Origin of the sequence: Saccharopolyspora sp. ASAGF58, assembly GCF_012277335.1 — a bacterium.
Classification (GTDB): Bacteria; Actinomycetota; Actinomycetes; order Mycobacteriales; family Pseudonocardiaceae; genus Saccharopolyspora; species Saccharopolyspora hattusasensis.
Window position 1 is genome coordinate 3,955,815 of sequence record NZ_CP040605.1, and the last position, 11,861, is coordinate 3,967,675.

Here is an 11,861-nt window from a genome sequence, read left to right on the forward strand (position 1 = left end):
CTCGCCCAGCGCGGTCGAGGTGGACGTCCGCCGCAGACCTGGTGAAGTAGCGAAACCGAGCAGCAGGAGACTTCCGACTCATGTACGCGATCGTCAAGACCGGCGGCAAGCAGTACAAGGTGGCTGTCGGGGACGTCGTCGAGGTCGAGAAGCTCGAGGGCGAGCTGGGCTCCGAGGTCAGTTTCCCGGCGCTTCTGGTCGTCGATGGCTCTGAGGTCACGACCGACGCCGACGCGCTGGCCAAGGTGTCGGTGACCGGCAAGCTGGTCGAGCAGACCAAGGGCCCCAAGATCCGCATCCACAAGTTCAAGAACAAGACCGGCTACCACAAGCGCCAGGGTCACCGGCAGAAGCTGACCCGCGTTGAGGTCACCGGCATCACGAAGTGAGGACCTGAGTAGTCATGGCACACAAGAAGGGCGCATCCAGCTCTCGGAACGGCCGCGACTCGAACCCCAAGTACCTCGGGGTGAAGCGCTACGGCGGCCAGGTCGTCAAGGCCGGCGAGATTCTGATCCGGCAGCGGGGCACCAAGTTCCACCCCGGCCTGAACGTCGGGCGGGGTAACGACGACACCCTGTTCGCGCTGTCCGCTGGCACCGTCCAGTTCGGACGTTACCGCGGCCGCAAGGCCGTCAGCGTGCTGCCGGCCGAGGCCTGACCCGGCTCTCGGCTGCGAAGTACTTCCCGACGAGGGGCGGGTCCGGCTAGTCCGGCCCGCCCCTCGTCGTTTGCGTTGTGCGGGTGGTCACGCCCCACGGCAACATCACGCCCCGCGCGGCACCATCGAGGTAGGTGACGCTGCGTGCGCCCCTGGTTCGCACGCGCGGAGCACTAAGACAGTTTTCGCCGGGCCTGGCTCGGCCGGAGTTTTCCTGGAGGCATTCGTGTCGCGGTTCGTTGACCGCGTGACCATCCACGTCGCGGCAGGCGACGGCGGGCATGGCTGCGCCTCGGTGCACCGGGAGAAGTTCAAGCCGCTGGGCGGTCCAGATGGCGGCAACGGCGGCAAGGGCGGCGACGTCCAGCTCGTCGTGGACCCCAACGTGCACACCCTGCTTGACTTCCACTACCGCCCGAACGCCCGTGCGGCCAACGGCAAGCCGGGCCAGGGCAGCATGCGCAACGGCGCGCAGGGCGGAGACCTGGTCCTTCCGGTCCCGGACGGCACAGTGGTGCTGACCGCGGACGGTGAGGTGCTGGCCGACCTGGTCGGCGCTGGCACCACGTTCGTCGCCTCCGCCGGTGGTCGCGGTGGGCTGGGCAACGCGGCGCTGGCGTCCAAGGCCCGCAAGGCGCCGGGCTTCGCGCTCCTCGGCGAGCCGGGGGAGCAGTCCGAGCTGGTGCTGGAGCTGAAGTCGGTCGCCGACGTCGGCCTCGTCGGATTCCCGTCGGCGGGCAAGTCGTCGCTGATCTCGGTGCTGTCCGCGGCGCGGCCGAAGATCGCCGACTACCCGTTCACCACGCTGGTGCCCAACCTCGGTGTGGTCACCGCGGGCGAGACGGTGTTCACCGTGGCAGACGTGCCCGGCCTGATCCCGGGTGCCAGCGAAGGCCGCGGGCTGGGCCTGGACTTCCTGCGCCACATCGAGCGCTGCGCGGTCCTGGTGCACGTGGTGGACTGCGCCACGCTCGAACCCGGTCGCGACCCGCTGTCCGATGTGGACGCGCTGGAGACCGAGCTGGCGCAGTACACCCCGGCGTTGAAGGCCGAGCAGGGCGGCCAGGACCTGGCGTCTCGCCCGCGCATGGTCGTGCTCAACAAGATGGACGTGCCGGAAGCCAAGGAGCTGGCCGAACTGGTCAAGGCGGACCTCGTCACGCGCGGCTGGCCGGTGTTCGAGGTGTCCACCGCCTCCCGCGAAGGGCTGCGCGAGCTCAGCTTCGCGATGGCCGCCGAGGTCGAGCGTTACCGCGCGGAGCTGCCGCCGCCGGAGCCGGCGCGCGTGGTGGTCCGGCCAGCGGCCGTGGACAGCAGCAACTTCACCGTCGAGCCCGACCCCGAGTTCGAGGACGCGTTCGTGGTGCGCGGCGAGAAGCCGGAGCGCTGGGTGCGGCAGACCGACTTCGGCAACAACGAGGCGATCGGCTTCCTCGCCGACCGGCTGGCGAAGCTCGGTGTGGAGGAAGCCCTGGCCAAGCGCGGTGCGAAGCCCGGCAGTCAGGTGACCATCGGCAACATGACCTTCGACTGGGAGCCGTCCACGCCGGCCGGGGTCGCGGGTGTGCTCGGCCGCCGCGGCACCGACCTGCGCATCGACCACGACGACCGGATCTCGGCCGCGGACCGCAAGGCGGCGAAGAAAGCCCGCCGCAGCTCGCTGGACGAGTTCGGCCGGTTCGTCGAGGAGGAGGAAGGCCGGTGAGCGATCAGCTCTCGACGACCAGGAAGGCAGTCGCGGCGGCGCAGCGCGTTGTGGTGAAGGTCGGGTCGTCGTCGCTGACCACCACGAAGGGCGGCCTGGACGCGGCGCGGTTGGGGGCGCTGGTCGATACCGTGGCCCGGCGCGTCGCCGCTGGTGGCCAGGTTGTGCTGGTGTCTTCCGGGGCGATCGCGGCGGGCATCGCGCCGCTAGGGTTGCGCCGCAGGCCGAAGGATCTCGCGACCCAGCAGGCCGCGGCGAGCGTCGGTCAGCAGGCCTTGGCGCACGCGTACGCGGAGTCCTTCACGCGTTACGACCTGACGGTCGGGCAGGTGCTGCTTACCGCGGACGATGTGGTGCGCCGCGGCCACTACCGCAATGCGCAGCGCACCCTGAACCGGCTGCTCGGACTCGGCGCGGTGCCGGTGGTCAACGAGAACGACACGGTCGCCACGCACGAGATCCGCTTCGGCGACAACGACCGGCTGGCGGCGTTGGTGTCCCACCTGGTGGGGGCGGACGCGCTGGTCCTGCTGTCCGATGTGGACGCTCTGTACGACGGGGACCCGCGCCGCGGCGACGCTTCGGCGATCCGCGAGGTCAACGGCGACGCGGACATGGAAGGCGTGCGGGCGGGCCGAACCGGCGCGTCCGGCTTGGGCACCGGCGGCATGGCGTCGAAGGTGGAGGCGGCGAGGGTCGCCTGCTCCTCGGGGATTCCCGTGCTGCTGACCTCGGCAGCGCTGGCCGACCGCGCGCTCGGTCCGGCCGACGTCGGCACGGCGTTCGCGGCGACCGGCAGCAGGCTGTCGGCCCGCCGCTTCTGGCTGGCGCACGCCGCCGGAGCCAACGGCCGCCTGTGGTTGGACGCCGGTGCGGTGGCGGCCGTGGTCAAGCGCCGCCGTTCCCTGCTAGCGGCGGGCGTCACGGCGGTGGAGGGTGCCTTCGACGGCGGCGACGTGGTCGAGCTGGTCAACCCGGCGGGCAAGGTGGTGGCGCGCGGAGTCGTCGCCTACGACGCGACGGAGCTCCCGGACCTGATCGGCCGCTCGACTCACGAGCTTCCGGCGGAACAACGCCGAGAGGTGGTCCACGCCGACGACCTCGTCCCGCTGCGCTGAGCAGCCCGCAACGGGTTTTCGAGGCGAAGGGCACCTTTGGGCGACCATTCAGCTGTGCACCGTTCAGCTGTGCACCGTTCAGCTGTGCACCTTGCAGCTGTGCACCTTGCAGCCAAAGTTGCCCTCCACTCACAGGCCGTCGGGGTCAGCGGAGTTCGGTTCCTTTGGTTTCGGGGAGGGTGCGGATCACGAAGAACGCGACCGCCGCGCCGATGGCGATGTACCAGAAGAACATCGTTGACAGCTCGTAGCGGGCGAGCGCCTGGATCACCAGCGGCGCCGTGCCGCCGAAGATCGCGACGGTGAGGTTGTACCAGGCGCCGATGCCCAGGCCGCGCAGTTCGGTGGGGAACAGCTCGGACATGATCGCCGGCGCGATCGAGGTCATCGCCGTGTACAAGGCGACTCCGACGCAGAACACCACCAGCAGCCCGCCCAGTCCGGGGCCGACCAATGTGGACAGCGGAACGATCAGGATCGCGGTCGCCGCCGACCAGACCAGCAGCTGCGGCTTCCGGCCGATTCGGTCCGACAGCGCGCCCATCGGGTACTGCAGCACGATGAACAACGCGGTGGCGATCGACAGCGCTAGGAACACGTCGGTGGCGTCGGCGTGGCGGTTCTTCACTGCGAACGGGGTCAGCGCGCTGAAGAACGTGTAGTAGCACAACGTGGACAGCATGCTGAAACCGACGAGTTGGCCGACCGCCTTGGGGTGGTGCTTCAGCGTCATCCACAGTGGATTCTTCAGCGCCTTGGCCTTGGCGCGGTTGTCCTCGAACTGCTCGGTCTCCTCGAGGGTGCGGCGCAGCCAGATGCCGAGCACCCCGAGCACACCGCCGATCAGGAACGGGATCCGCCAGCCGTAGTCGGTGAGCTGGTCCTCGGAAAGCAGCCCGGTCAGCGCGTAGCCGAGCAGCGAGGCGACCAGCAGCGCGGAACCGGTCGAGATGTAGAAGAAGGCCGAGTAGCGGCCTCGTTTGGCCGGTGGCGCGATCTCCGCCAGGTAGGCCGACGCGTTGGACACCTCGCCGCCCAGCGAGAGTCCCTGCCCGACCCGCGCCAGGATCAGCAGGATCGACGCAGCCCAGCCGATGGTCTGGAAGGTCGGCAGCAATCCGATGATCAGCGAGCCGCCTGCCATCAGCGAGATGGTCAGCAGCATCGCCGTCTTGCGGCCCCGGAGGTCGGCGAACCGGCCGAGCAGCCAGCCGCCAAGCGGGCGGAAGAAGAACGCCAGCGCGAACGTGGCGAGTGTGTTGATCAGCGCGAGTTCGCCGGGGAAGAACGAAGCGGCGAAGTAGACGCTGAAGGCGGTATAGATGGTCCAGTCGTACCACTCGACCGCGTTGCCGATGCTGGCGGCGACCAATGTGCGAAGGGGTAGTCGGGATTCCTCTGCCGTCGTCGCTTGCGTCATCGCATCCTTCCAGTGTCGTGGCAGGACGCCCGTGCGCGCCGGAGGTGTGCTGTTGTCCTCCGGGCCTCGTACGGGTGACGACACAGTACGGTCTGCGTTGCCCGTGCGGAAGGTCCGAATTCACCTAGTGGGAGGACCTGGACTACAGGGAGCGATGGGGGCACCGGCCAACTCGTGCGCGGTCTTGTTGCACTCGGGGCAGGTCGTCCACAGCCACGCGATGTCGGAGTTGTCCACGGTGATCTGCTTGCCGCACAACGTCTCGACCTGCGAGTTGACCGGAAAGCCGCCGCGGGGCCGGGGTTTCAGCGTGGCGTGTCGCTGTCCGTTGCCCGGTTGCCAGCGAAACGGGTGTGGCATGCATGATCACCGTCTGTTCCAACTCGACTTGAGGCGACCGCCGCGTGTAGCGTCCGGCAGCCGGTTCCGGGACGACGCCGACGGGAGCGCGGTATCGGACACTGGGGTGCGATGCTCCTGGGGTGGTCGTCGTCGCGCGTACCATTTTGGTGGTACTGAAACGGATGGCCAATTACCTGAACAGGTAGTAGTTACCATGACCCGAATTCTGTTTCGCAATGTTTCATGACCCGTACCACTGGTGGCACGCCGAAGGCCCTCGCGCTCGGGGCTGAGCTGCGCGAAGCCAGGGAAGAGGTCGGCAAGAGCCTGCGCGCACTGGCACCGGAGCCCGACACCGATCAAGTCAGGCTGATGCGGTACGAAACGGGGAAGTCTGTCCCGCCGCTGGAAGTGGTGGCCGCCTTCATGACCGCTCTGGGCGTTTCGGCTACCCAACGTGATCGACTCGTCGAGATGGCCCGCGATGCCGATGCGCCGAACCCCACCTCGGACCGCTCCGTCGTGTCGCAGGAGCTGACCGCGCTGATCGAGTTCGAGCGCACCGCCACTCGCATAACGAATGTGGCCACCGGGCTGATTCCGGGGCTGCTGCAGACTTCTGGCTACGCGCGCGCCGTGATGCGTGGCCAGCCGGTCGGCGAGGTCGAGAAGCTGGCGCTGATGCGCTCCGGGAGCGGATCGGCGGGCGCGCGGTCATGGCCGGACAACTCCGTAAGGTGACGGAACTGGCAGACCACACCCAACTCCGGCTCGCCCGCGGTCACACCGAAAACCATCGCCACCCCTGAGAAAAACGAAACCCCGAACCCCAGCGGCCAAGCCCAGCACGCATCCGCCGAAGGCAACGAATTCTGCGTGCTGTGATGGGACGGTAGCCGACGATGTGGACCGAATAAGACAGTCCAGTCGGCTGTGTCCACTGTGGTTAGTCCTTGGTGATTCGCCGCGCCCGCGCAGCAGGCTTACTCAGCGGCAGGGGCGACCGCAGTGCTGATCGGGGTCGGCATCCGGTGGGGGTTCTCAAGGGCGCGGGCGACTCGATCGCTGCGGTGCATCGCGTTGGTGCCGGGACCAGGGCGGACGACGAGGTCGTCGGGCCCGGGATCTGCCCACACGCACGGCATCGCCCGAAGTCGTCGATGTCGGTGTCGCATGCCGTGTGGCTGAAGATCCGGGAAGGGTGTGGTCCGCTCGTGTACCGCTCGCCCCATTTGGACAGGGCGAAGATCGTGGGCCACAGCGCCCGCCCACCCTCGGTGAGCAGGTACTCCGGGTGCCCGCCCGAGTCCTCCCGGGTCAGCACGCCGACCGCGATCAGGGTCTCGAGCCGGTCACGGGTCCTGAGCTGTGGCTTGGTTTCGAGGCCGGTCACGAAGTGGTGGCGAGGGTGAACGGCAGGACTGCCGGGGCGCCCGCTTGGCGGAGCAGGCGGCTGGCGACCGTGATGGTCCAGCCGGTGTCGGCGTAGTCGTCCATCAGCAGCACCGGTCCGTCCAGCGTGGACAGCTTGGCGGCGAGGTCCTCGGGCACCTTGAACTGCTGCCAAAGCGACGCCACCCGCTGGGCGCTGTTCGTGGCGCGCCGGGGCGTCGTGTTCGGGTTCGTCAGCACCTCGCCGAGCAGCGGCAACCGGCCGATCGTGGCGATCCGCTCAGCGAGGCTGCGCACCAGCCGCGGACGCGTCCGCGAACCGAGCGCGACCACGCCCACCGGCCGCCGCGCCCAGTCCCACGCGGCCAGCACCTTGATTCCGGCCTGGAACAGGTCGTCCGGCAGTTCCTGGTCGGGCGCGCCGGTGGCGAGCAGTTCCCGCAGCCGGTTGCCCCAGCCGATGTCGGTGAGCCGCCCGATCGCCCGGCCCGTGGTGGCCTGCTGGCCGGCGGGCAGCTTGCCGGAGACCGGGATGCTGAGCGCATCCATGCCACTCGGCCACATCTTGCGGGGCGAAACCTCCACGCCGGGTCGCCGCAGTCGCTCCTCCGCCTGCTGCACGGCCTGGTCGTCGACGTCGCTGGAATAGCCGGAGCCGGTGCAGTTGTCGCAGCGTCCGCAGGGCTCGGCCGCCGGATCGTCGAGTTGCCGCCGCAGGAATTCCATGCGGCAAGACGACGTCCCGAGGTAGTCGAGCATCGCCTGCTGCTCGGACCTCCGCTCCGCGGCGATGCGCTCGTAGCGCTTGGCGTCGTAGTGCCACGGCGCGCCGGTGGCCTCCCAGCCGCCCTTCACCCGGCGGACGGCCCCGTCGACGTCCAGCACCTTCAGCACCATCTCCAACCGGGTGCGCCCGAGCTCGACATACGGTTCGAGCGCGGCCGTCGACATGCGTTCCTGGTGCGCCAACGCATCGAGAACCGCGCGCACCGTCGGTTCCGGCGGGAAGGCCAGCGACGCGAAGTAGCTCCAGATGTCGCGGTCCTCCGGGCCGGGTAGCAGCAGCACCTCGGCCCGCTGCACACCACGCCCGGCGCGGCCGATCTGCTGGTAGTAGGCGATCGGCGAGGACGGCGCGCCGAGGTGAACGACGAATCCGAGGTCGGGCTTGTCAAAACCCATGCCCAGCGCGGAGGTCGCCACCAGCGACTTGACCCGGTTCGCCAGCAGGTCGGCCTCGGCCTGCTGCCGCTCGGCGGGATCGGTGCGGCCCGAATAGGACGCCACCTCGTAGCCCTGCTCGCGCAGGTAGGCCGCGATCTCGTCGGTCGCCGCCACCGTGAGCGTGTAGATGATCCCCGAGCCGGGCAGTTCCTTCAGGTGGCTCGCCAGCCAGCCCAGCCGGGCCTGCGCCGTGGGCAACCGGACCACGCCCAGTCGCAGGCTCTCCCGGTCCAGGCTGCCGCGCAGGACCAGCGTTTCCTGCGGATCGGTGAACTCGCCGCCCACCCCGAGCTGGTCGGCGACGTCCTGCACGACGCGGTCGTTCGCGGTGGCCGTGGTCGCGAGCACCGGGACGCCCTCGGGCAGCTCGGTGAGCAGCGTCCGCAGCCGCCGGTAGTCCGGGCGGAAGTCGTGGCCCCAGTCGGAGATGCAGTGCGCCTCATCGACCACGAGCAGGCCCGCGGCTTGGGTGAGCTCCGGCAGGATCGTGTCCCGGAAGTCGGGGTTGTTCAGCCGTTCCGGGCTGACCAGCAGCACGTCGACCTCGCCGGCGGCGACCTCCTCCTCGATGTCGGCCCACTCGTCTGGGTTCGCGGAGTTGATCGTCGCGGCGCGCACGCCGGCCGCCGCGGCCGCATCGACCTGGTTGCGCATCAGCGCGAGCAGCGGCGAAACGATCACGGTCGGGCCTTCGCCGAGTTCGCGCAGCAGCGCGGTGGCGATGAAGTAGACGGCGGACTTGCCCCAGCCGGTGCGCTGCACCACGAGCGCTCGACGACGCTCCAGCACCAGTGCGCGGATCGCGCTCCACTGGTCCTCGCGCAGCGCGGCGTCGGGGCCGGCCAGCGCACGGAGTCGGTCGTCGGCGAGTTCGCGCAGCGCGTTTTCGTCCACGACCCGATTCCTACCGGATGCCCGCGACGTGCCACGTCCGGGGTGACCGGGCGTGAAATCCGATGTCGGGGCGCGGGCCGAACGGACTAGTCTGGGCAGGTGACCACCACCGAGTCCACGATGACAGACCAGGTGTCCGGAGACGAGCTGCGGGAGCAGGTCCGCGACGCGGCACGGCGGGCCAAGCGGGCGGCGGCGGAGCTGGCGCAGGCCACCCGTGGCGACAAAGACGCGTTGCTGCACGCGATGGCCGACGCGCTGGTGCAGCGCGCGCCGGAGATCCTCGCCGCCAACGACCGGGATGTTGCCGCGGGCCGCGAGTCGGGGATGCCGGAAAGCCTGATCGACCGGCTGAGCCTGAGCACCGAGCGCATCGCCGCGATGGCCGACGGGTTGCGCACGGTCGTCGGTCTGCCGGACCCGGTCGGTGAGGTGGTGCGCGGCGGCGTGCTGCCCAACGGGTTGCAGTTGCAGCAGGTCCGGGTACCGCTCGGCGTGGTCGGGATCGTCTACGAGGGGCGCCCCAACGTCACGGTGGATGCGGCGGGGCTGACGCTGAAGGCCGGCAACGCTGTGCTGCTGCGGGGTTCGTCCTCGGCGGAGCACTCCAACACCGCGCTTGTGGCGATCCTCGCCGACGTGGTCCGCGAGCAGGGCCTGCCGGCCGACGCCGTGCAGCTCCTGCCGTGCCACGACCGGGCGTCCGTGCAGCACTTGATCACCGCGCGCGGGTTGGTCGACGTGGTGATCCCGCGCGGCGGCGCGGGGCTGATCTCGGCAGTCGTGGAGAACGCCACGGTGCCGGCCATCGAGACCGGCGTCGGCAACTGCCACGTGTACGTCGACGCGAGCGCTGACGTCGACACCGCGCTGCGTATCCTGCTCAACTCCAAGGCCCGGCGCCCCAGCGTGTGCAACGCGGCGGAAACGGTGTTGGTGCACAAGGACATCGCGGCGGAGTTCCTGCCCCGCGCGCTCGCCGAGCTGCACGGCGCGGGCGTGACCGTGCACGGCGATGAGCGAGTCGTCGAGGTCGGGGGCTCCAACGTGGTTCCCGCGACCGATGAGGACTGGGACACCGAGTTCTTGTCGCTGGACATCGCGGCAGCGGTAGTGGATTCGCTGCCCGACGCGGTCGAGCACATCCGATCCCACGGCTCCGGGCACACCGAAGCCATCGTGACCAGCGACGTCCGCGCAGCCCGGCAGTTCACGGTGCAGGTGGACGCGGCTGCGGTGATGGTCAACGCCTCCACCGCGTTCACCGACGGCGCCGAGTTCGGGATGGGCGCGGAGATCGGCATCTCCACCCAGAAGCTGCACGCCCGCGGCCCGATGGGGCTGCCGGAGCTGACCTCAACGAAGTGGCTGGCCTTCGGCGACGGGCACGTGCGGCCGGGTTCCGCCCCGGCGAACACCAGTTCCTGCCCGGGGAGCTGACTTGCCCCAGGCGCCGCGCCGCAAGCGTGACTCGGCCACCACAAGGTAGCGCTGTTGCAGGCCGCGTCGGCGTTGTTCCGACGGCACGGGCCGCGAACGGGTCGGGAAACGGTGGGGCCGATGCACCGGTGCACCACCTGCGGACATTCCGAGCACGCGGACGTGAACGCGGCCCGCAACATTCTCACCGCTGGACGGAAAGAAGCCGACGTGCTTCAAGCGGTGACAGCCTGTGGAGACCTCCAGCCGTTGGGCGGGTCCGCGAAGCAGGGACCAGGAACCTCAGTGATGGGGGACCGCCAACTAGTGTTGCTGGTTGGAATCCGGCGGCTTTAGTTATCAGCCGTCCGGAGGACGTCAACTCGCGCATAACTGGAAGAGGTGGCGAATGAGCTGGTCGATCGAGATCGACGCGGACACCTGCATCGGTTCCGGCATGTGCGCCGGTGTAGCGCCGGACCACTTCGAGCTGGTGGACGGCTACTCCTGCGCCAAGAAGGCGACGGTGGAGCCGGCCGACGAGGTGGTCGACGCGGCGGAGTCGTGCCCGGTGGAGGCGATCCTGGTCAAGGACACCGAAACCGGCGCGGCGATCGCCCCAGCAGAGTGATGCAGCCCACTTTCGAAGTCGCGTCATGGTTTCCCGGGTGCGCGCGTCACACCGGTGCGCGCCTGAGAAATGGCAGCGCCCGCGACCTGAGGTAGGCCCCCAGCCGCCGAGGGTTGCGCAGGGCCGTGGGGCCCGGCTCAGGGGGGAGCGTGGGCCGGGTTCCACGGTCGGCGCGGCCTGGGGCCAGTTCATAGCGGCCTGGGGCCAGTTCATAGTGGCCTGGGGCCCAGCTCATAGGGGGGAGTGTGGGCCGGGCCGGGCGCCACGGCCGCCGTGACGCGCGACGCACGCCCCGCCGATCGACGCGGGCCGTCGGCTTTCTAGGCTTGTCAGCTATGTCTCGTCGCAGGATCGGGGTCATGGGTGGCACCTTCGATCCCATTCATCACGGGCACCTGGTGGCAGCCAGCGAGGTGCAGGCCCAGTTCGGCCTGGAACAGGTCGTCTTCGTGCCCACCGGCCAGCCGTGGCAGAAGAGTCACGAGGTGGTCAGCCCCGCCGAGGACCGCTACCTGATGACGGTGATCGCCACGGCGTCCAACCCGCGGTTCCTGGTCAGCCGCGTCGATATCGACCGCAGCGGTCCGACCTACACCGCCGACACCCTCACCGACCTGCACCAGCAGTACCCGGACGCGGAGCTCTACTTCATCACCGGGGCCGACGCGCTGGAGCAGATCCTGTCCTGGCACCGGGTCGACGAGCTGTTCGACCTGGCGCACTTTATCGGCGTGACGCGGCCCGGCTACTCGCTCAACGGGGCCCACCTGCCCGCCGGGGCGGTGTCGCTGGTGGAGATCCCGGCGATGGCGATCTCCTCCACCGGCTGCCGGGACAGGGTCCGGGCGGGCCTGCCGGTCTGGTACCTGGTCCCGGACGGAATCGTGCAGTACATCACGAAGCGAGGCCTTTACCGGGAGGAATCCGGCGCGGAGTGGGGCCCGTCCGGTTCCTGACGCGCCCCGCACCTCGTCGCGGTCGGAAGCAGATCGTTAGGCCGCCGGTGACCGTGGGCGTGGTCAAGACGGCGTCGAACGCCGCCGGGATGGGCCGGT

Annotated in this window: 13 protein-coding genes and 1 pseudogene; 9 read left to right on the plus strand and 5 right to left on the minus strand. The window is 69.5% G+C overall.

All coding sequences use genetic code 11. The features are described from left to right. Window positions 1–80 precede the first annotated feature (80 nt). The 4 genes from rplU to proB all read left to right on the plus strand — a co-directional run bounded on the left by rplU (window position 81) and on the right by proB (window position 3,484). Complete coding sequence (gene rplU / locus FDZ84_RS18870) at window positions 81–389, plus strand: 50S ribosomal protein L21 (protein ID WP_010695780.1); 309 nt, start codon at window positions 81–83, stop codon at window positions 387–389. Between the two features lie 14 nt (window positions 390–403). Beyond that, window positions 404–661, plus strand: coding sequence for a 50S ribosomal protein L27 (gene rpmA, locus FDZ84_RS18875; RefSeq protein WP_010695777.1), 258 nt, complete (start codon window positions 404–406; stop codon window positions 659–661). A 214-nt stretch (window positions 662–875) separates the two neighbouring features. Then, window positions 876–2,366, plus strand: a complete 1,491-nt coding sequence (gene obgE / locus FDZ84_RS18880) for a GTPase ObgE (RefSeq protein ID WP_168590174.1) — start codon at window positions 876–878, stop codon at window positions 2,364–2,366. Then, window positions 2,363–3,484, plus strand: coding sequence for a glutamate 5-kinase (proB, locus tag FDZ84_RS18885; RefSeq protein ID WP_168586997.1), 1,122 nt, complete (start codon window positions 2,363–2,365; stop codon window positions 3,482–3,484). The genes obgE and proB overlap by 4 nt, the downstream gene beginning before the upstream one ends. Window positions 3,485–3,533: 49 nt before the next feature. Here the strand turns inward: proB and FDZ84_RS40700 are convergent. The 3 genes and pseudogenes from FDZ84_RS40700 to FDZ84_RS18895 all read right to left on the minus strand — a co-directional run. Further along, window positions 3,534–3,617 (minus strand): annotated as a pseudogene (locus FDZ84_RS40700) (pentapeptide repeat-containing protein); the annotation flags it as partial. Window positions 3,618–3,629: 12 nt separating this feature from the next. Beyond that, entirely contained in the window at window positions 3,630–4,904 is a 1,275-nt protein-coding gene (locus tag FDZ84_RS18890; RefSeq protein WP_168586998.1) for an MFS transporter, read from the minus strand. 120 nt (window positions 4,905–5,024) lie between these two features. Beyond that, entirely contained in the window at window positions 5,025–5,264 is a 240-nt protein-coding gene (locus tag FDZ84_RS18895) for a zinc finger protein (protein ID WP_168586999.1), read from the minus strand. 225 nt (window positions 5,265–5,489) lie between these two features. Here FDZ84_RS18895 and FDZ84_RS18900 point away from each other — a divergent pair, with 225 nt between their 5' ends. Further along, window positions 5,490–5,987: a Scr1 family TA system antitoxin-like transcriptional regulator gene (locus FDZ84_RS18900; protein ID WP_168587000.1), complete on the plus strand. Its 498-nt coding sequence runs from the start codon at window positions 5,490–5,492 to the stop codon at window positions 5,985–5,987. A gap of 205 nt (window positions 5,988–6,192) precedes the next feature. On the opposite strand, the gene FDZ84_RS18905 is transcribed toward FDZ84_RS18900, so the two are convergent. Together FDZ84_RS18905 and FDZ84_RS18910 are read right to left on the minus strand one after the other, a co-directional pair. After that, the gene (locus FDZ84_RS18905; RefSeq protein ID WP_210435615.1) at window positions 6,193–6,639 is read right to left on the minus strand and encodes a helix-turn-helix domain-containing protein; all 447 of its coding nucleotides are present in this window, start codon (window positions 6,637–6,639) and stop codon (window positions 6,193–6,195) included. Further along, the gene (locus FDZ84_RS18910) at window positions 6,636–8,756 is read right to left on the minus strand and encodes a RecQ family ATP-dependent DNA helicase (protein WP_168587001.1); all 2,121 of its coding nucleotides are present in this window, start codon (window positions 8,754–8,756) and stop codon (window positions 6,636–6,638) included. Before FDZ84_RS18910 ends, FDZ84_RS18905 begins: the two co-directional genes overlap by 4 nt. Before the next feature lie 120 nt (window positions 8,757–8,876). On the opposite strand from FDZ84_RS18910, the gene FDZ84_RS18915 reads away from it, so the two are divergent. The 4 genes from FDZ84_RS18915 (at window position 8,877) to nadD (ending at window position 11,762) form a co-directional block, all read left to right on the plus strand. Then, on the plus strand, window positions 8,877–10,196 hold the full coding sequence (locus tag FDZ84_RS18915; RefSeq protein ID WP_168587002.1) for a glutamate-5-semialdehyde dehydrogenase: 1,320 nt from the start codon (window positions 8,877–8,879) through the stop codon (window positions 10,194–10,196). A 72-nt stretch (window positions 10,197–10,268) separates the two neighbouring features. Next, window positions 10,269–10,532: a transposase gene (locus FDZ84_RS37840; protein ID WP_256413761.1), complete on the plus strand. Its 264-nt coding sequence runs from the start codon at window positions 10,269–10,271 to the stop codon at window positions 10,530–10,532. A gap of 52 nt (window positions 10,533–10,584) precedes the next feature. Further along, the gene (locus FDZ84_RS18925) at window positions 10,585–10,806 is read left to right on the plus strand and encodes a ferredoxin (protein WP_168587003.1); all 222 of its coding nucleotides are present in this window, start codon (window positions 10,585–10,587) and stop codon (window positions 10,804–10,806) included. A 335-nt stretch (window positions 10,807–11,141) separates the two neighbouring features. Further along, window positions 11,142–11,762 carry a nicotinate-nucleotide adenylyltransferase gene (gene nadD / locus FDZ84_RS18930; RefSeq protein ID WP_168587004.1) on the plus strand — a complete coding sequence of 207 codons (621 nt, stop codon included), beginning with the start codon at window positions 11,142–11,144 and terminating at the stop codon, window positions 11,760–11,762. The last annotated feature ends 99 nt before the right edge of the window (window positions 11,763–11,861 follow it).

Excerpts from the sequence above, each read along its gene's own strand:
- rplU (WP_010695780.1), top strand. The coding sequence starts at position 81 with ATGTACGCGATCGTCAAGACCGGCGGCAAGCAGTACAAGGTGGCTGTC.
- rpmA (WP_010695777.1), top strand. The coding sequence starts at position 404 with ATGGCACACAAGAAGGGCGCATCCAGCTCTCGGAACGGCCGCGACTCG.
- FDZ84_RS18890 (WP_168586998.1), bottom strand. The coding sequence starts at position 4,904 with ATGACGCAAGCGACGACGGCAGAGGAATCCCGACTACCCCTTCGCACA.
- FDZ84_RS18895 (WP_168586999.1), bottom strand. The coding sequence starts at position 5,264 with ATGCCACACCCGTTTCGCTGGCAACCGGGCAACGGACAGCGACACGCC.
- FDZ84_RS18900 (WP_168587000.1), top strand. The coding sequence starts at position 5,490 with ATGACCCGTACCACTGGTGGCACGCCGAAGGCCCTCGCGCTCGGGGCT.
- FDZ84_RS18915 (WP_168587002.1), top strand. The coding sequence starts at position 8,877 with ATGACAGACCAGGTGTCCGGAGACGAGCTGCGGGAGCAGGTCCGCGAC.
- FDZ84_RS18925 (WP_168587003.1), top strand. The coding sequence starts at position 10,585 with ATGAGCTGGTCGATCGAGATCGACGCGGACACCTGCATCGGTTCCGGC.
- nadD (WP_168587004.1), top strand. The coding sequence starts at position 11,142 with ATGTCTCGTCGCAGGATCGGGGTCATGGGTGGCACCTTCGATCCCATT.